The 18147-nt window shown below is 60.5% G+C and carries 19 protein-coding genes and 1 riboswitch; of the genes, 7 read left to right on the forward strand and 12 right to left on the reverse strand.

The features are described 5' to 3' along the window. The first annotated feature begins 72 nt into the window (after positions 1-72). The gene (locus WBR25_RS15005) at positions 73-1452 is read left to right on the forward strand and encodes an MATE family efflux transporter (RefSeq protein ID WP_479748487.1); all 1380 of its coding nucleotides are present in this window, start codon (positions 73-75) and stop codon (positions 1450-1452) included. 123 nt (positions 1453-1575) lie between these two features. After that, positions 1576-1824: a YciN family protein gene (locus tag WBR25_RS15010; protein ID WP_005338382.1), complete on the forward strand. Its 249-nt coding sequence runs from the start codon at positions 1576-1578 to the stop codon at positions 1822-1824. A 33-nt stretch (positions 1825-1857) separates the two neighbouring features. On the opposite strand, the gene WBR25_RS15015 is transcribed toward WBR25_RS15010, so the two are convergent. Beyond that, positions 1858-2979: a GGDEF domain-containing protein gene (locus WBR25_RS15015; RefSeq protein WP_479748488.1), complete on the reverse strand. Its 1122-nt coding sequence runs from the start codon at positions 2977-2979 to the stop codon at positions 1858-1860. Positions 2980-3225: 246 nt separating this feature from the next. On the opposite strand from WBR25_RS15015, the gene WBR25_RS15020 reads away from it, so the two are divergent. Both WBR25_RS15020 and WBR25_RS15025 read left to right on the forward strand, forming a co-directional pair. Next, on the forward strand, positions 3226-4623 hold the full coding sequence (locus WBR25_RS15020) for a nucleobase:cation symporter-2 family protein (RefSeq protein WP_040066712.1): 1398 nt from the start codon (positions 3226-3228) through the stop codon (positions 4621-4623). A 99-nt stretch (positions 4624-4722) separates the two neighbouring features. Continuing rightward, positions 4723-5439, forward strand: a complete 717-nt coding sequence (locus WBR25_RS15025; protein WP_479748490.1) for a lipoyl protein ligase domain-containing protein — start codon at positions 4723-4725, stop codon at positions 5437-5439. A gap of 113 nt (positions 5440-5552) precedes the next feature. Here the strand turns inward: WBR25_RS15025 and WBR25_RS15030 are convergent, their stop codons facing one another. Next, positions 5553-6929 carry an alanine/glycine:cation symporter family protein gene (locus WBR25_RS15030; RefSeq protein ID WP_005338391.1) on the reverse strand — a complete coding sequence of 459 codons (1377 nt, stop codon included), beginning with the start codon at positions 6927-6929 and terminating at the stop codon, positions 5553-5555. 107 nt (positions 6930-7036) lie between these two features. Beyond that, positions 7037-7152, reverse strand: a riboswitch (glycine riboswitch). 506 nt (positions 7153-7658) lie between these two features. Between WBR25_RS15030 and WBR25_RS15035 the strand changes: the two genes are divergently transcribed. Further along, positions 7659-8825, forward strand: coding sequence for a type III PLP-dependent enzyme (locus tag WBR25_RS15035; RefSeq protein WP_058056704.1), 1167 nt, complete (start codon positions 7659-7661; stop codon positions 8823-8825). Between the two features lie 84 nt (positions 8826-8909). On the opposite strand, the gene WBR25_RS15040 is transcribed toward WBR25_RS15035, so the two are convergent. Continuing rightward, on the reverse strand, positions 8910-9878 hold the full coding sequence (locus WBR25_RS15040; RefSeq protein WP_005343920.1) for a calcium/sodium antiporter: 969 nt from the start codon (positions 9876-9878) through the stop codon (positions 8910-8912). A 126-nt stretch (positions 9879-10004) separates the two neighbouring features. Further along, positions 10005-10478: a redoxin family protein gene (locus WBR25_RS15045; RefSeq protein ID WP_479748494.1), complete on the reverse strand. Its 474-nt coding sequence runs from the start codon at positions 10476-10478 to the stop codon at positions 10005-10007. Between the two features lie 155 nt (positions 10479-10633). On the opposite strand from WBR25_RS15045, the gene WBR25_RS15050 reads away from it, so the two are divergent. Continuing rightward, positions 10634-11560 carry a phenylacetate--CoA ligase family protein gene (locus WBR25_RS15050; RefSeq protein WP_479748496.1) on the forward strand — a complete coding sequence of 309 codons (927 nt, stop codon included), beginning with the start codon at positions 10634-10636 and terminating at the stop codon, positions 11558-11560. Positions 11561-11643: 83 nt separating this feature from the next. Here the strand turns inward: WBR25_RS15050 and yfcD are convergent, their stop codons facing one another. Then, entirely contained in the window at positions 11644-12126 is a 483-nt protein-coding gene (yfcD, locus tag WBR25_RS15055; RefSeq protein ID WP_047435956.1) for an NUDIX hydrolase YfcD, read from the reverse strand. Between the two features lie 203 nt (positions 12127-12329). Between yfcD and WBR25_RS15060 the strand changes: the two genes are divergently transcribed. Beyond that, positions 12330-12548 (forward strand): DUF1107 family protein, encoded by a 219-nt coding sequence (locus WBR25_RS15060; protein WP_005338403.1) that lies wholly within the window; start codon positions 12330-12332, stop codon positions 12546-12548. A gap of 52 nt (positions 12549-12600) precedes the next feature. Here the strand turns inward: WBR25_RS15060 and WBR25_RS15065 are convergent, their stop codons facing one another. The 7 genes from WBR25_RS15065 to WBR25_RS15095 all read right to left on the reverse strand — a co-directional run bounded on the left by WBR25_RS15065 (position 12601) and on the right by WBR25_RS15095 (position 18100). Further along, complete coding sequence (locus WBR25_RS15065; RefSeq protein WP_005338404.1) at positions 12601-12915, reverse strand: DUF2845 domain-containing protein; 315 nt, start codon at positions 12913-12915, stop codon at positions 12601-12603. 188 nt (positions 12916-13103) lie between these two features. After that, complete coding sequence (bamJ, locus tag WBR25_RS15070) at positions 13104-13715, reverse strand: BamJ family beta-barrel-assembly machinery protein (protein WP_479748499.1); 612 nt, start codon at positions 13713-13715, stop codon at positions 13104-13106. A 150-nt stretch (positions 13716-13865) separates the two neighbouring features. Then, positions 13866-14591: a copper homeostasis protein CutC gene (locus WBR25_RS15075; RefSeq protein ID WP_479748501.1), complete on the reverse strand. Its 726-nt coding sequence runs from the start codon at positions 14589-14591 to the stop codon at positions 13866-13868. 41 nt (positions 14592-14632) lie between these two features. Then, positions 14633-15535, reverse strand: coding sequence for an ROK family protein (locus tag WBR25_RS15080; RefSeq protein ID WP_421209563.1), 903 nt, complete (start codon positions 15533-15535; stop codon positions 14633-14635). Between the two features lie 108 nt (positions 15536-15643). Beyond that, a complete protein-coding gene (locus WBR25_RS15085; RefSeq protein ID WP_216951833.1) occupies positions 15644-16150 on the reverse strand; it encodes a GNAT family N-acetyltransferase in 507 nt (168 codons plus the stop codon). Then, positions 16138-16944 carry a M48 family metallopeptidase gene (locus tag WBR25_RS15090; RefSeq protein ID WP_005358873.1) on the reverse strand — a complete coding sequence of 269 codons (807 nt, stop codon included), beginning with the start codon at positions 16942-16944 and terminating at the stop codon, positions 16138-16140. The genes WBR25_RS15085 and WBR25_RS15090 overlap by 13 nt, the downstream gene beginning before the upstream one ends. Positions 16945-17125: 181 nt before the next feature. Beyond that, positions 17126-18100: a PstS family phosphate ABC transporter substrate-binding protein gene (locus WBR25_RS15095; protein WP_005338411.1), complete on the reverse strand. Its 975-nt coding sequence runs from the start codon at positions 18098-18100 to the stop codon at positions 17126-17128. Between the last annotated feature and the right edge of the window lie 47 nt (positions 18101-18147).

The raw sequence follows: 18147 nt of genomic DNA on the forward strand, positions 1-18147 counted from the left end.
AGTGAGAAGAGCCTCATAAGCCCCTATCATACCCCTGACAAACCTTGCTTTTCTCATACCCGGTTAACAACTATGAATTATTGGCAAGCGATTTTAAAACAAACCACCGATCGCGAGTTCATGACCCGATTGTGGCGGCTGGCCCTGCCTGTCTCGCTGCAATCCATGATGTTCTCCCTGCTCGGCCTCATCGATATCATGATGGTGAGCCAGCTTGGCACCACGGCTGTGGCGGCGGTCGGCTTGGGTAACCGGGTCTTCTTCTTCAATCTGCTGGTGATAGCGGGCCTCGCGGGCGGGGTCTCGGTATTGGCAGCACAATACTTCGGGCGCGGGGAGATGGCCGGGGTGCGCCGCTCTCTTGCGCTGGCAATAGTGGGCGCCCTGCTGGTCACCCTGCCCTTTGCCTTCATCTATGTGCTATCGCCGGGTAGCGTGCTGGGCTTTGCCAGTCAGGATCCGGCACTGCGGGCACTGGCGGATCAATTCTTGATGATCACCGGCGCCACCATCCTCTGCACCGCCGTGGTGGTGCCGCTGGAATCGGCCCTGCGATCGGTCGGCAATGCCGCCGCGCCGACCCGGATCGGCATTATCGCCATCATCGCCAACGTCATCCTCAACTACGCACTCATCTTTGGCCACTTCGGCTTCGAGGCGATGGGCGTCGCCGGCTCGGCCTGGGGCACCACCATTTCCCGGCTGCTGCAGACAGCCCTGCTGCTGCTCTACGTAAAGCATTATGAGGCACGCCTGATCCCGCGCGCACCAGACTGGCTAGCCGCCTTCAAGCGCAAGGAGGTGGTGCGCTTTACCCTGATCGCCCTGCCGCTGCTGTTCCATGACGGCCTATGGGCCTTCGGCATGCTAATTTACGGCTTTCTCTATGCCCATCTTGGCACTGACTCGCTAGCCATCATGACCACCCTCGGCACCCTGGAGAGCATCCTCATCTCCCTCTTCTTCGGACTGGCGGTGGCCTGCTCCACCCTGCTCGGCCACCGGCTCGGGGCCGAGGAGTACGAGGTCGCCTGGCAGCACTCCCAGCTGTTCCTGCTGCTGGCACCGATTGGCGCGCTACTGGTGGGGATCATCGTCTGGCTGCTGCAAGCCAACCTGTTGCAGTGGGTCGGCAACCTGCCCCCCGAGCTGATGACGGAAGCGGGACAGGTGCTCGGCATCATGTGCCTCGGGATGCTGCTCAAGGTGTTCAACATGGTGGGGATCATCGGAGTGCTGCGCTCTGGCGGCGATGTGAACTACACCATCTTTATCGACATCGTCGGCATGTGGTGCATCGGCATCCCGCTCGCCTGGGTGGCGGTCACGCTGCTCGGCTGGCCCCTCTCCTGGGTGGTGGCGGTGGTCTTGCTGGAGGAGCTCAGCAAGGTGTTGCTGGTGCAGCGCCGTATTCGCCAACGCTGCTGGTTGAAGAATCTGGTGATCGGATAAACAGCCACAAATCGGGGTCATATCAATGACAGAAAAACCCTGTTTGCAGTATGCTGGGCGCCTCTTCAATCAGAGGCAGGGATCCACGATTTCCCTGTCCAGTAGTCGTTTAAGGAGACGAGCATGCAACCACAGAAAGAGCTGATCACCGAGACGGCCCTGCTTGAGATGGCCAACAAGATCATCAAAGAGCATGAAGACTTCATCCACGGTATGCGCGCCGATTCGGTGGAGCAGAAGGGGGATATTCTGGTGTTCAAGGGGGAGTATTTCCTGGCCGAAGATGGCACCCCGACCGGCAAGACCATGGCAGTCTTCAACATGTTCAAGCTGCTGGCCCAGCAGCTCTCCGGCAAGTACAAGCTGGCCTGATCTCGCCAGCTCATTGCCAACAGGATGCCGCCCTCAGGCGGCATCTGTTTTTCCGCAGTCCTGCCCCTCGACCACCACGCAGTTGCGTCCCGCCATCTTGGCCTGATAGAGACACTCGTCGGCACGGTTGATCAGAATATCGATGGTGTCATCGGCACGAGCCATGGCAATCCCGATACTCACCGTCACCTCCAGCAATTCGTCCGAGGTGGGGCTCTTCACCAGCCGCGCCTCGACGGCAATGCGCAGCCGCTCGGCCATTTTGCTCGCCAGTGCCGGATCGGCGCAGTTGTGCATCAGGATGGCAAACTCTTCGCCGCCATAACGCCCCAGCACCATGTCAGGCTCCAGCTGCTCCCCCAGGGTGGTCGCCACCTCCTTGAGCACCGCATCCCCCGCCAGATGGCCGTAGATATCGTTGATCCGCTTAAAGCGATCGAGATCCAGCAGCATCACCGCAAAGGGCTTCTTCTTGAGTTGCAGCCGGATTCTGGCCTGCTCCAGCTGCTTCATCAGCAGACGGCGGTTCATCATGCCGGTCAGCTCATCGGTGGTCGATTCCCGATAGAGCCGCAGCAGCATGTTGAGCTGACCGCACTGCACCCAGCAACTGGCCATGGTAAACATGCCGAGCACCCACACCTGATTCAGGGTGGCCTGACTCCAGATGCTCTGTCCCACCAGCAGCCAGTGGCCCAGCAACATGGTCACCAGCACCACGCCTGCCAGTTGCAAGCCGAGGGAGAGGGGGATGGGGAAGATGGCAAACAGGGTGATCAGCAGATAAGGAAAGGCCGCATAGCCCGCCTGCAACTCCTGTCCGGCGCCAAAGCTGTTCAGGCAGAAGAGAGAGAAGAGCATCATCACGGCCATCAGGTAGCCAAGGGCCAGCTTCATCCGTTCCCGCTTGAAGTGGATGAGGTACGAGAGCGGAATAAGTGGCGAGAGCGCCAGGGTGCAGAAGATCCTGGCCTGAAACAGCTGCTCGAAATGAACGGCAGGCAAAGTCAACCAATCCACCACGGCCCAGGCGGGCAATCCAAGCATCAGCAAGCAGGTCAGCAGGCGCAACCGCACCGTCATAAAGCCCATGCGAGTACGAGTAAAATCTTCGGAGTGAACCCTCGCACTCCAGAACTCTGACAACTTGAGCATCCAGAGTCTCCACGATGAATACTGAGGGCTCATTCTACACCTACAAAGTGGTAAAAATGTCATTAGCGGGGAGAATAAAAAGGAGAGGTCGGTCACACAAACCGACAGATGATAATCGCAGTGCGCAAACGTTTCAACCCATCAAAAAATAAACCTTTTTTTGCATAATTAGCGCTGGTCAGCCTCATTTCAATCACTACAATAGCGCCCAATTTTCTCCCCCTCCCCACACAATTCGAGGTACTTATGGAACAGGCTGCTGTCACACGCGCCAATCGAGAGGCACATCCACCCAGGCGAGCCCATAGCGAACTGGTCTATGGCATAGAGGATGTCCCGCCTCTGCCCCAGACGCTGTTCGCCGCCCTGCAGCATATGCTCGCCATGTTTGTCGCCATCATTACCCCGCCCCTGATTATCGCCAATGCCCTCGGCCTCCCTGCCGCCGACACCCGTTATATCGTCTCCATGTCGCTGGTCATGTCCGGCATCGCCTCCTTCATTCAAACCCGCCGCTTCGGCCCCATCGGTTCCGGCCTGCTCTCGGTACAGGGCACCAGCTTCAACTTCCTCGGCCCCATCATCGCCTCCGGTCTCGCCCTCAAACAGGCGGCCATGCCCACCGAGGATCTGTTGGGCACATTGTTTGGCACCATGATGGTTGCCGCACTCACCATAGTGGTGATGAGCCGCTTCCTCCATCTGGTGAAACGGATCATCACCCCACTGGTGACCGGCATAGTGGTGCTGCTGATCGGCCTGACCCTGATCAAGGTGGGCCTGATCAGCATGGGCGGCGGCTATGCAGCCCTCTCTGATGGCAGCTTCGCCAGTCACACCAACCTCTTCCTCTCCCTGCTGGTGCTCGGCCTTATCGTGTTGCTGCAACGCAGTCGCAACCCCTGGTTGCGCCTCTCCGCCATCATGATCGCCATGCTGGCGGGCTATGCCGTGGCGCTGTTGCTGGGCAAAGTGAGCGCCCCCACCTTCGACGGCCCGCTGGTGATGGTGCCCATTCCGCTCCACTACGGCCTCGGCTTTGACTGGCAACTGTTCGTGCCGCTCGCCATCATCTTCGTGGTGACGGCGCTCGAAGCGATCGGCGACATGACCGCCACCTCGGATATCTCCGGCGAGCCACTGGAAGGGCCTGTCTATATGGAGCGGATCAAAGGCGGCGTGCTGGCCGATGGTGCCAACTCCATGCTGGCGGCGGTGTTCTCCACCTTCCCCATGTCCACCTTCGCCCAGAATAACGGCGTCATTCAGCTGACCGGCGTCGCCAGCCGTCACGTCGGTCTCTTTATCGCCGCCATGCTGGCCCTGCTTGGCCTGTTCCCGGCGGTCGCCAGCCTGGTACAGCAGATCCCCGAGCCCGTGCTGGGCGGAGCGACCATCGTCATGTTTGGCACCATCGCCGCCGCTGGCGTGCGCATCATTGCCCGCGAGGAGCTGGATCGCCGCGCCCTGATGATCCTGGCGGTGTCGCTGGCCATGGGGCTGGGGGTCGCACAGGTGCCGGAAGTGCTGCAACACCTGCCGGAGCTGGCCAAGAGCGTACTCTCCTACGGCGTCGCCACCGGTGGCATTACCGCCATCGTGCTCAACCTGCTGCTGCCCAAGCGCGAAGCGCGCCACTCCTGAGACACCGTCTACCGATAGCAAACAGCCCCGCACTGCGGGGCTTTACCTTGCCAGTCGCCACGGGTAGTGTGCTGGGCAGCCTTTTTTGAGGATGCCGCCATGCCCTATCGCCTGCTCTCCCCCCTCCCCAATACCGCTTCACCCGCACAGATACTGGCGCAAGAGCAGCACTGGTTGCGCGACTGTGCCCATGACGGACAACCCCGCGCTCACCTGTGGCAGGCGCCCCAATGCCTGATTGTCACCCGCAAGGATACCCGCCTCCCCCATTACGAAGCCGCCTGCCAGCAACTTGCAGCTGAAGGCTGGCCGGTACATGTGCGCGACAGCGGCGGCACCGCCGTGCCCCACGGGGCGGGGATCCTCAACCTATCTCTGCTGCTGCCCCGTACCACCACAGATCTCGCCCACTACTACCGGCTGCTGGGGGCCCCGCTGCTGACCCTATTGGCGGAGTACGGACTTGAGGGAAGCTATGACTTTGTGCCCGGATCCTTTTGCGATGGTCAGTACAATCTGGTGATCGGGGGACGCAAGATCACCGGCACTGCCCAGCGCTGGCTGGCGCCGGGACAGGATCACCAGGGCGCCGTGCTGGCACAAGCCATGCTGCTGGTGGCGGGTGATGTGGATGAGGGAACCAGAATGGCGAGCCGCTTCTACGAGCTGGCGGGCGGCGAGCTGCGTTTTATGGCGGGAACCTCCATTACGCTGGCAAGCTGCATCGATTGGCGCGGTAGCGATCAGGCACTGGTGGATAAGGTGCGAGCTCGTCTGGATAGCCTGCTGAGCGAGGGGCTATCCCCCTCATTCTGACCTTATCCCGAAGGGAGAGGGAAAGTCCCCATCCAGAGACACGGCGCACAAAAAGCCACGACCGGAGTCGTGGCTTGTTCTTTTCAAGGGGAGCGTGAAACGGGCTGAGGCGTTCAGGCCGTCTGCGGCTCCGGCTCGGCTTCGCTATCCAGATCCCGGCTAAAGTAGGCGCGGGTCTCGGCGATCACCACATGGCGCAGGCCAATCAGGCCGATGAGGTTGGGCACCGCCATCAGGCCGTTAACGATATCGGCCAGCAGCCAAATCATGTCCAGATGGAGGAAAGCACCGCTCGCCACCAGCGCCAGATAGACCAGACGATAGGGCTTGATTGCCTTAACCCCGAACAGGTATTCGGTGCAGCGCTCGCCGTAGTAGTTCCAGCCAAGGATGGTGGTAAAGGCGAAGAACAGCAGGCCGATGCTCACCAGATACTGGCCGACATGGGCATCCAGCCCCTGGGCAAAAGCCAGACTGGTCATGGCCGCGCCGCTTGCATCGCCGCTCCACACGCCGGTCACCACCAGGGTCAGGCCGGTCATGGTGCAGATGATGATGGTGTCGATGAAGGTACCTGTCATGGAGACCAGCCCCTGCTCCACGCAGGAATCGGTCTTGGCCGCCGCCGCTGCGATGGGTGCCGAGCCCAACCCTGACTCGTTGGAGAAGACCCCGCGCGCTACCCCGGACTGAATGGCCAACATGATGCTGGCCCCAACGAAGCCGCCGGTCGCCGCATGGCCGGTGAAGGCACTCTCGATCACCAGCATGACGGCATCGGGCAGGGCGCTGGCGTTGTTCACCAGCACACCCAGACAGGCGACGATGTAGAAGATGGCCATGAAGGGCACCACCTTGCTCGACACGCTGGAGATGGACTTGATCCCTCCCAGGGTCACCAGCGCCACGATCAGGGTCAGCACCACGGCGGTCGCTTCACGGGGCACCGAGAAGGAGAGGCTCATGGCGTCGGAGATGGCATTGACCTGCGGGAAGGTACCGATCCCGAAGAAAGCCACGCCGATGCCGAACAGGGCAAACAACTTGGCCAGCGGCTTGGAGCCGAGCCCCTTCTCCAGATAGTACATGGGGCCACCCGCCATCTGGCCGTTGGCATCCTGCTCGCGGTATTTGACCGCCAGCAGACACTCGGCGTACTTGGTGGCCATGCCGAACAGCGCCGCCATCCACATCCAGAACAGGGCACCGGGGCCGCCGAGCTTGATGGCGGTAGCCACCCCTACGATGTTGCCGGTACCGATGGTGGCAGAGAGAGCGGTACAGAGGGCGCCGAAGCTGGAGACATCCCCCTGCTTGCCCTGCCCCTGATCGCGACCAAAGACCAGCCGCAGAGCGAGCGGCAAGCGCACCACCTGAAGCAGACCCAGACGCAGGGTGAGATAGATACCGGTCCCGACCAGCAGGATCAGCAGGGGTGGCCCCCAGATAAAGCTATCGATGGCGGTTAACGCCGATTGAATTGATGACATGCATCCTCCTTAAGAAACAGAAATTAAGGAGGAGAAGGATGATCTTCCCATAGGTGTCGCGACCGGCCAGAGGCGATCGGATGCGGGCCAAGCCCAGGTACAACCATCCCATCCCCTCTGTCCTTTTGCCTGAGAGTTTCCGGCGCCAACCTGCCCTTGCGGGTAGTCATGGTGCCTTGCTCCTTCGGCGCCCGATTTAACGGGTCTCTCCAGAGTATCGTCCAGTAGCAGTCCACACCGGTTGCCCGGTACCTGAAAGATTCACTTCTTCGGTGGATGGTTGCCCATCGCTCTCCTGCTACCTTCATCCGAACTAGTTTGGATTAGGAAGTCGGCATGTTAATCCAAAAAATGTGAGCTGTCTCGCACTTGGCCGCCCCCATTTATATTTTTTTAGTGACCGCCAGAACCGCGGCAAGAATGTTAAATGTTAGTTAACTATCAACAAGTTAGGCTCTCACGGATCAAATGTGGCCCAAACGGGAAAATAGCGGATAGAGAACAGTGATCCCTCTCGTTTCGCCAAGAAAATCTTGCCGACATATCCAATCAAAATGCTTGCACACAGAATCAATAAGCAGATAATCCGCTGCATAACCAAGCACTTTGTCGTCAATTTATGCACTGTGTTCGGTTGGTCCCACCGGACCGCTCGCCTGACCCGGCCGTCGCCGGTTCAATCGCATATGGCTTGGGCATATCACGCCCCCTAAGGACTTTCAAAAGAGAATGAACGACGCCCTGGTTGCAAAAGATGTGGTCGCACAAGATTACCGTCAGCTGGTTGAACAATTCGGCTCCCCCCTGCTGCTGCTCGACAAGGCAGCCGTCCGCAAACAATATCGGGCCCTGGCCGCCGCCCTGCCCGATGTACGATTGCACTATGCACTCAAACCCCTGCCCCATGAGGCGGTGGTCTCTGTCTTGAAGGAAGAGGGGGCCTGTTTCGATCTGGCCACCAATGGCGAAGTGGATCTGGTGCGCAGTCAGGGGGTTCGCCCGGGACGTTGCATTCATACCCATCCCATCAAGCGCGACAGCGATATCCGTTACGCGCTGGAGTTCGGCTGCACCGTGTTTGTCTACGACAACCCGCTGGAGCTGGAGAAGTTCATTCCCTACAAGGACGAAGTGAAACTGCTGCTGCGGGTCAGCTTCCCCAACCCCGAGACCAAGGTCGATCTCTCCAAGAAGTTCGGCTGCACTCCGGAGCAGGCGCTGCCGCTGTTGCAACTGGCCCACGCCAAGGGGATCAAGGTGATGGGGCTGTCGTTCCACGTCGGCTCCCAGGTGCCTCATGCCCGTCGCCATGTGCAGGCCATCGACGCCTGCCGCGAGATCATGGAGCAGGCCTGGGCGCTCGGGCTCAAGCCCTGGGTGCTGGATATCGGCGGCGGTTTCCCGGTGGATTATGAAGGGGGCGAGTTCGATATCGACGGCTTCTGCGCCCCGATCCGCGAAGCGCTGGCCAAGTTGCCCGCTACCGTGCAGAAGATTGCCGAACCGGGCCGCTTTATCAGCGCACCGGCTATGACTTCGGTATCCAGCGTAATGGGCAAGGCCCACCGCGGCGACAAGATCTGGTACTACCTGGATGACGGCCTCTACGGCAGCTACAACGGCCAGCTCTATGACCACGTCACCTATCCGGTGAGCACGCCTTATGCCAGTGGCGAGCAGCACAACTCGGTGCTCTCCGGCCCCACCTGCGACAGCGTGGATGTGATCCGCGATGGCATCATGCTGCCGGACCTGGCTATCGGCGAGTTGGTGGTTGGCAAGGTGATGGGCGCCTACACCTGGGCCTCCGCCTCCACCTTCAACTTCTTCCCCAAGGCCAGCATCCTCATTCTGGACAGCAGCCAGAAAGGGCAGAAGCTGGTGGCAGTAGCCTGAGCACACCGCTCGCCAACAGGTTCACTGGGCAAAAACAAGAGGGGGAAGCTTGAGCTTCCCCCTCTCTCATTTCACCAACCCCTATCAGATAAACTGACTGGTCAGCAGCCAGCCGGTGTAGGCGACGAAGCAGGTGAGCAGCACGCCCCCCTCCAACCGGTTGATACGGCCCTGCCCCTTGCGGCCCAGACACATCACCAGCAGCAGCAGGGTCAGCCCCATCATGATGCTCCAGTCACGGGTGAGCACCTCCGGCGCCACATCGAGCGGGTGGATGCCCGCCGCAATCCCCACCACCGCCAGGGTGTTGAACAGGTTGGAGCCGAGCACGTTGCCAAGGGCCAGATCATGCTCGTTCTTGCGAATGGCGATCAGCGACGAGGCCAGCTCCGGCAGGGAGGTTCCCACCGCGACTATGGTGAGACCAATCACCAGATCGCTGATACCAAGCGCCTGAGCGATGGTTACCGCCCCCCAGACCAACAGGCGGGAAGCGCCAATCAGCAGCACCAGCCCGACTACCAGCCAGAAGATGGCGCTCTTGAGGGACATCCCCTCGCTCTCGATATCCTCGGCGGTCTCGGTATCCAGCGCATCTCCCTTGCCATTCATGCCAGCCCAGATGGACCAGCCCATCAGGGCAACGAAGACGGCCCCCAGAATGACCGCATCCATCCGGCCCAGATGACCATCGATCAGCAGTGCGCCGGAGAGCAGGGTAATACCGAGCAGAATAGGGATCTCCTTGCGTACTACCTGAGAGGCCACCGCGATAGGGCTGATCAGTGCCGTCAGACCCAGGATCAGCGCGATATTGGTGATGTTGGAGCCATAGGCATTACCAAGCGCCAACCCGGGATTGCCCTGGGACGCCGCCAGTGCCGAGACCACCATCTCCGGGGCCGAGGTACCAAAACCGATGATCACCATGCCGATCAGCAGCGGCGGCATCCCCGCATAACGGGCAGTGGCGGCGGCACCGTCGACAAACTTGTCTGCACTCCAGACCAGCAGCGCCAGTCCGGCAATCAGGGCAACAAAAGCCAGGGTCATAGGATCTTCATCTCTTGTTATCTGCAACGAAGCGCCAGCCCGAACGGGCAGGCACCATGGGAAAGTGGCGCCAGTGTAGCTGTGCCACCTCCCATTTCAAGGGGAAATCAAACCTTGATTAACATTTCACAGTGCAGCCAGCAGGCTCGCGGCATCGGAGACCTCGAACTTGCCCGGCTCCTCAACAAACAGCTGCTCGACCACTCCATCGTTGGCGATCAACGCAAAGCGCTGGGCGCGGATGCCGCCAAAGGCGCCGGTATCCTTGGCCAGACCCAGCGCCCAGGTCCAGCTGCCATCGCCATCCGCCAGCATGGTGATCGCCTCGGCATTCTGGGCCGTCTGCCAGGCTCGCATCACGAAGGCGTCGTTGACCGACAGACAGCAGATGGCATCCACCCCTTTGGCCATAAACTGATCGGCCAGCACCACATAGCCGGGCAGATGAGCATTGGAGCAGGTGGGAGTAAAGGCACCAGGCACTGCAAACAGCACCACTTTTTTACCGGCGAACAGCGTCTGGCTATCCCGCAGCTGCTTGCCCTCGGCGGTGATAAAGGTAAATTCGCCCGCAGGCAGGGGTTGTCCTACAGCAATCATGATTTCTCGTCCTGAGTCGTGATGGGAAGTCGCCAGTTTATCCCAGAGTGACGATGCCGCCTAACAGCGGCTCTGAGCCTGACCATGGATAGCGGCAGGCATTTTCCCCTTGGGCAGACTACTCTTGAGCTGGTTTCACGGCGCCAGGAGGCCCCATGCAACACTATTACGATGGTCTGGAAATTCGTCCCCCCGCCATGCGCGAACAGCAGCAACTGGACCAGCTCAATCATCAGCTTACCCATGTCAGTCAATATTGCGCCGGTTACTCCAGCGCCTATCGCCAGTGCCGCATCGAGGATCTGGCAGAGCTGGCCACCCTGCCACTGCTCGACAGCAAAGAACTCTTTGCCGCCCAGCAGGCTCATCCCCCCTTTGCCGGTCTCACCGGCCGCCCCGCCAGTCAGGCGCTGCGGGTCTTCTCCTGTCTGGGCCAGCTGGCAATCCCCGAATATGCCGGGGCAGACTGGTGGGGCGCCGCCCGGGCGCTGTTTGCCGCCGGTTTCAAGGCAGGGGAAGTGATGCTCAACGGCCACGACTATCACGCTGGCCCCACCGCCTTTATCTTCGATAACGGCGCCCGCCAACTTGGGGCTCCAGTGGTGCCTTGCGGGCCCCACGATACCCAGCGCCAGCTGGAGGCTCTGTTGCGCTATCAACCCACCGGCTATGTCGGCCCGCTGGTGACCCTGCTCGACCTGCTGGAAGCGGCCGAAGCGGCGGAGATCCCGAGCGACTCGCTGCGCCGCGCCCTATTGTGCGAAGCAACCCATCCTGAAACCGCGCCACTGCGCGCCATTCACGGCATTGCGGCCCTCAACTGTCTGGTGTGGCAGGATGTGGGGGTGGTGGCCTACGAGAGTCAGCCCGGTCAGGGCTTTATCGTCAACGAGAGCTGCATCGTCGAAATCATCGATCCCGCCAGCGGCAATCCCGTGAGTGGAGATGAAACGGGCCAGCTGGTGGTGACCCGGCTCGATCTGGAATATCCGCTGCTGCGCCTCGCCACCGACTGGCAAGGGCACTGGCTCGCCAAACCGAGCGCTTGCGGGCGCACCAACCGACGCCTCAAGCTGGTGTAGCAGACCAACTAAATGCACAAAGGCAGACGGGCAGCCATCAGGCTGCCCGTCTTGTCTCTGGAGAAGAGGATATATGAAGTTGGTCAGCGTCTCGCCTGCCAGGTGGCGATGGCGAGCAGGGAGTCGGGGGTAAATTCGCTGGCGCGCTCGGCAATCTCGGCCAGGCTCATCCAGTGCACCGCGCTCACCTCTTCGGCCTGCAACTGCAGCGGCCCCTGATAACGGCAACTGAAGAGGCCGCCCCAGACCCGGTAGCCCTCCCCTTCCGCATAAAAGCTGCCAAAGCCCTGCAGAGGAACATCCATAATCCCCAGCTCTTCGGCCAGCTCGCGCCGGGCGGAGCGCTCCATCTCCTCACCGGTGGTGACCACGCCACCAGCGCAGGCATCCAGCATGCCGGGGCAGAAATCCTTGCTGAGGGTGCGTCGCTGCACCAGGATCCGATCCGCGTCGTCGAGCACCAGAATATAGCTGGCGCGATGGCAGAGATTCTCCCGCCGCACCTTGGCTCGCTCGGCCACGCCAATCACCCGGTTATCCTCGTCCACCACATCAACCCATTCCACGCACAGGCCCTTTCGTTTGTTCCATTCAAGCCCGCAGTATATCGGTGCAGTGGTTTGCCATGGCACAACTTTTTCGATGATGACGTCAATTTGCCGAGCTCACTGGCAAAATAAGGATTCATGCAAATCTTTATAAACCGTCATATCAGTGTCATCGACCGACACCATAGTGTGCCCTGTCCAGGCAATCAGGGAACCGTGTGATGAAGGTATTCAAGCAGTTATCCCCACGGCAGATCGCTCGCTACATCAAGAGCTTTCATCGAGGCTATTTTGCCATCGAGTCGCTGGGGACATTTGAATTCAACGCGGGCAGGATCAGCCTCCATGGCCTGACCTGCCGCCAGCGGCTAAGACTGGCTCGCCAGATCAATCTGGCGGTCAGACAACTTGGTCACCGCGACCCCTTGCCGGACATGTGAGTCAAAGGGTCTTGCCCTACTGTCTGTTGTGCATCCATGCTTTGCCCGCCGGCTACTGGCCGCGCGGGCCGTTTTCGATATCGGTAATGATGCCGTTGCGCACCGTCACAAAGCGCATGAACTCGTTCTTGCCGAAGTTGTAGGTCCAGCGTTCACCATATTTGACCTGCACCATGTTGCCAAACTGGTTCTCCTCGTTGCGGTTGAGCTCTTCACGCAACATCGGCTCACCGCACTTGAGCAGCATCTCGGCGGTGGTGTCTCCCTCGGTGATCAGGGCGTTCTTGCAGCGCATGGCATCAGCACTGGCCGGAATGCTCAGCAGCAACAGCGCAAGCCCCGCTACTTTCTTCATCTTCTTGCTCATCGGGTTCTCCTTATCCTCTCTAATGAGTCGCAGTATGCCTGTTCCCGTTTCTGAAAAAACCAGTCAATGGCGCAAAAGTGCAGCCCTTTTCTGCTCTCCAGCCCGCTGGTCGCGACAAATGCTGTCTATCACATAGCCCAAAAACAAACGGCGACCCGAGGGTCGCCGTTTGCATCAAGCCAGCAGGATCACAGGATGTCCAGCAGCTCGACTTCAAATACCAGTGCAGAGTAAGGCGGGATGGAGCCCGCGCCACGGGCACCGTAGGCCAGATCGTGGGGGATGTATAGCTTCCATTTGGAACCAACCGGCATCAGCTGCAGCGCTTCAACCCAGCCAGCGATCACGCCGGTCACCGGGAATTCAGCCGGCTGGCCGCGAGCGACGGAGCTGTCGAATACGCCACCGTGGGTGAAGGTACCGTGGTAGTGCACACGCACGGACTGACCGGCTACCGGAACGGCACCGTTGCCTTCTACCAGCACTTCGTACTGCAGACCGGAGTCGGTCACCTTCACTTCAGTGCGCTTGGCGTTATCAGCCAGGAAGGCTTCGCCGTCAGCAGCGGCGGCCTTGGCGGCGGCTTCCTGCTCTTCTTGCATACGCGCAGTGATGACCTGGAAGGCATCATTGATATCGTCACGGCTGACCGCGAACTCCAGACCATTCAGGGCATCTGCCAGACCTTGTTGCAGGGCCGGGATATCCAGACCGGCGAAAGCTTGCTGCGCCAGCTGATCACCCATGTTGCGGCCGATGCCATAGCTGGCCTTCTGTTCGATAGAGTCGTATTGGGACATTGAGATGTTGCTCCAGATCCATGTAGTAAAGAGGCGGGATAATATCAGACTTTTGGCCGGGGTGCTGCCGGGGGCGCCCCTGATTTCCCCGTCAGTGGGAGGAACTTCACACAAGATGCGGATGAACGCCGCCCAACGGCGGCGATCTGCTTAACCGCGATCCAGCAAGGCTCTGACCGCAGCCACCTTGGCGCCATCGGTGATATTGACCCGACCATCATCCGAAGTGCCCATATTCACTCCGTGCGGCACCATGCCACCGCGCCAGCCCATGCCGGACATATGCACTTCGCTCACCCCAGTGAACTCGATGATGGTACGCGCGTTGTCGGCATTGACCCCGGCGCCCGGCATCAGGCTGGCACGTCCCGCCAGCGCCTGCTGCATCTCCTGCAGGGTCTCGAGCCCAGCCAGCGCGGTTGCGGCGTGGCCCGAGCTCAGAATACGCTCGCAGCCGGCCGCGACTATGGTCTCCAGATCCAGACGCCAGTCGGAGGAGAGGTCGATGGCGCGATGGAAGGTGACCCCCAACGATCCTGCTGCATCCACCAGCTGTTTGAGCTTGGCGGCAGGCACCCGCCCCTCCTCATCCAGCAGACCGACCACCACCCCTTGCAGCCCCGCAGCGCTTGCCGCCGCGATATCTTGCAGCATCATCTCGAACTCGCCGTCGTTAAAGCAAAAATCCCCGGCGCGCGGGCGGATCATGGCATAAACCGGCACGGTGGCATGGCGGGCCGCCTGCTGCATAAAACCGTAGGAGGGGGTCAGACCACCGAGACCCAGCGCAGAGCAGAGCTCGATGCGATCCGCCCCGGATTGCTGGGCGGTGAAGAGGGATTCCAGGTTGTCGATACAGATTTCAAGACGGGTCATGAGGACTCCTTTTTCGGGGAGATCAGACCCCACATCTGATCTCATAGATTGAGCAAGGCTGCGCCGCGCACACCACCGGCACCACCGAAGCGGGCCTGGCGGATCTCGGGCAGGGCGACCCCAGGCAGCAAGTGACCGGGCAGACGCAGCGGCAGCTGTTCATAGAGGGCGGGCAGGCCGCTCAGGCCGCCCCCCAACACCACCGCCTCGGGATCAATCACCGAAATGGCGGTGGCAAGCCCGGCGGCCATGATCTCCAGCCAGCAGTCGACCGTCTCGACCGCATGGGGTTCATGGGCCTCGAAGCGCCCCACAATCTGGTGACCCGTGGCGCGCTGGCCATGGAAATGGTGATAGAGACGCTCCAGACCGGTGCCGGAGGCATAGGTTTCAAAACAGACCAGACGGCCGCAGCCGCAACGGGGACGGGGCAACTCGGGGTACTTCATCAGCATGGTCGCGGGCAAGGGGTAGTGACCAATCTCACCAGCCAGCCAGTTGCGCCCCTGAATAAGCTTGCCCGCCAGATAGACGGCGCCGCCGATACCGGTGCCGATGGTGACGCCGAGCGCACTGCCTGCGCCGTCGGCTGCCCCTTGATGCACTTCGGACCAGAGGAAGCAGTTGGCGTCGTTATCTACCTTGACCGGCCGCTCCAGCAGTTCGGCCAGATCTGCGCCCAGATGGCGACCATTGATGGAGGGCAGATTGGCCGCCACTATGCTGTGATCCTGGCTGTTGATGACACCGGGGAAACCAATGCCGACCGAGCCCCGTGCGCCGAAGCGGGCATCCGCCTGCTCGACCCGGGAGCGGATCAGCTGCTGCAGCCCCTCGTAATCGTTGCCCGGGGTACTCATGCGCTCCTCGTGGCAGAGGTTCAATGCACCGTCATAGACCGCGAAGGCGATCTTGGTGCCACCGATATCAAAGCCGTAATACATGCCAGCACTCCCTTGTCAGCCCGTGTTTATCCAACTCTGTTTCAAGGGGGACATTGTATTAATTCGCAAAAAAAATAAAGTGACCAAAGGCGAAAAACGGGAGAGTGATCAGAGCAAACGGCTCATTTGTCGCTGCAGGCAGGGCTGCCCGAGGCTTATCAGGGTGCGCTCTTCGCCATCAAAGACAAAGCCGCGGCGCAGGTAGAACCCCTCGCCAATGTGGTTGCCATCGAGCAGCCACAATTTGACGCTATGGCAACCGGCGCGGCGCATCTGCATCGCCACCGCCTGCCACAGCCGTTTGCCATAGCCTTGTCGCCAGTGGTCGGGATGGAGGTAAAAAGCGCGGATCAGGGCGCTGCTCTGCTCCGCTTCCTGCTGTGGTTGCCAGTAGAGCAGGCCTATCACTACCTCATCGAGACAAAGCAGCATGGGCCTTGGGCCCGGCTCGGCCAGACGGCTCTGCCAGATCTGCAGATGGGCGGTAACGTCCAGCTGCTCCAGCAGGTCGGCACCAAGCACCTGGCCATAGGCAGCGAGCCAACTGGCTCGCTGCATCACCGTCATGGCGGCGGCATCGTCGCTGCGCGCCATGCGCAGGCTTATGCCTTGCATTGGGGCACCAGACCGTTGGCGCGGGCCTGCTCATAGAGCGGCAGCACTTGCGCCTGTTGCGCCTGCAACTCGGCGATCCGGTTCTCGTTGCTCGGGTGGGTGGAGAGCAGTTGCGGCGGCGTGTTGCCACCGGCGGCGGCACTCATGTTTTGCCACAGGGGGATTGCCTCGGCCGGATTGAACCCGGCACGCGCCATCAGCTCAAGTCCGAGCCGATCCGCTTCGCTCTCCTGAGTTCGGCCATAGGGCAACATCACCCCCACCTCGACCCCGAGGCCAAGGGCGGCCATGGTGGCGCCGCGATACTCGCTGGTGCCCATGGCAATGTCCGCAGCCGCCAGACCAATCCCCGCCAGCTGGCTGCGCGAGAGTCGTTCGTTGGAGTGCTGGGCCAGTACGTGAGTCAGCTCGTGACCGATGACGGTCGCCAGCTGATCCTGATTCTTGGCCACCTTGAGCAGACCGCTGTAGACACCAATCTTGCCGCCGGGCAGGGCGAAGGCGTTGACCTGTTTGGAGTCAAACACCACCACTTCCCAATTGGTGATGCCATAGCTGGCCGGCACCTGGGCGGTCACCGCCTTGGCGACACAGGAGACATAGGCGTTGAGTTTGGCATCCTTGCTCACCTTCTCCTGCTTTTTCATCTGTTCGAAGGAGTCGGCGCCCAGCTGGTTCATCTGCTGGGGAGAGTAGAGCAGCATCTGGCTGCGGCCGGTCGGCGACTGGGCGCAGGCGACCAGCAGGGAACTACAGAGGGCTACCAGGCCAAACTTGGTGAGGGACGCAATCATGAAGGGATCCTTTGCCATAACGTTGCCCTATTCTCGGAAATGCCGCCCGGCTAAGCAAGGGAGCCAGCCCCCGGCTGGCGGAAAAATATCCATCCAGCGCTATTAACAAAACTGACAGTCGCCAAAAACAAAACGAGCCCGCTTGGGGCTCGTTTTATCAGGGCATGCTGACTGCAGCCAGTTACATGATACCCAGCTTTTTCAGGTCAGCCTGTACCACCTTGGCCGGCACCGGCACGTAGCCATCTTTGGCAACGATGTTCTGGCCTGCTTTGGAGAGCATCATCTTGACGAACTCTTGCTCCATCGGGGAGAGCGGCTTGTTCGGATGCTTGTTCACGTAAACGTACAGGAAGCGTGACAGCGGATACTTGCCGGTGATGGCGTTATCGGAGGTCGCTTCGATGAAGGTCTTGCCATCCTTGGAGAGCGGTACTGCACGCACGCCGGAGGTGACATAACCGATACCGGAGTAGCCGATGCCGTTCAGGGAGGCAGAGACAGACTGCACCACGGAGGCAGAACCCGGCTGCTCGTTCACGCCGCTCTTGAAGTCGCCGTTACACAGGGCGTGCTCCTTGAAGTAACCGTAGGTACCGGATACGGAGTTGCGACCGAACAGTTGCAGATCCTTAGAGGACCAGTTGCCGTCCAGACCCAGATCAGACCACTTGGTGGCAGCCTTGGCTTCGCCGCACTTGAGGGTGCTGGAGAAGATGGCGTCGATCTGCGGCATGGTCAGCCCCTTGATGGGGTTGTCCTTGTTGACGAACACCGCCAGGGCATCGACTGCAACGCGGATGGCAGTCGGCTTGTAGCCGTAACGCTTCTCGAATGCTTCCTCTTCACCGGCCTTCATGGCACGGCTCATCGGGCCGAACTGGGCAACACCTTCGGTCAGGGCAGTCGGGGCGGTAGAAGAACCGGCGGCCTGGATCTGCACGTTGACGTTGGGGTACAAGCGCTTAAATTCTTCGGCCCACAGGGTCATCATGTTGGCCAGGGTGTCAGAGCCGACAGAGGACAGGTTGCCCGAAATGCCGCTGGTCGGTGTGTAATCCGGCAGGTCTTTATCCACACCGGCAGCCAGGGCGCTGACAGAAAACAGGGTTGCTGCGGTGAATCCGATTACACCAGCCAGTTTGTTGAGTTTCATCCAATCTCTCCAAAGTTACAGAAGGTCCGTTCTTAAGACGGCGCCAG

The organism is Aeromonas sp. MTB, assembly GCF_056632455.1.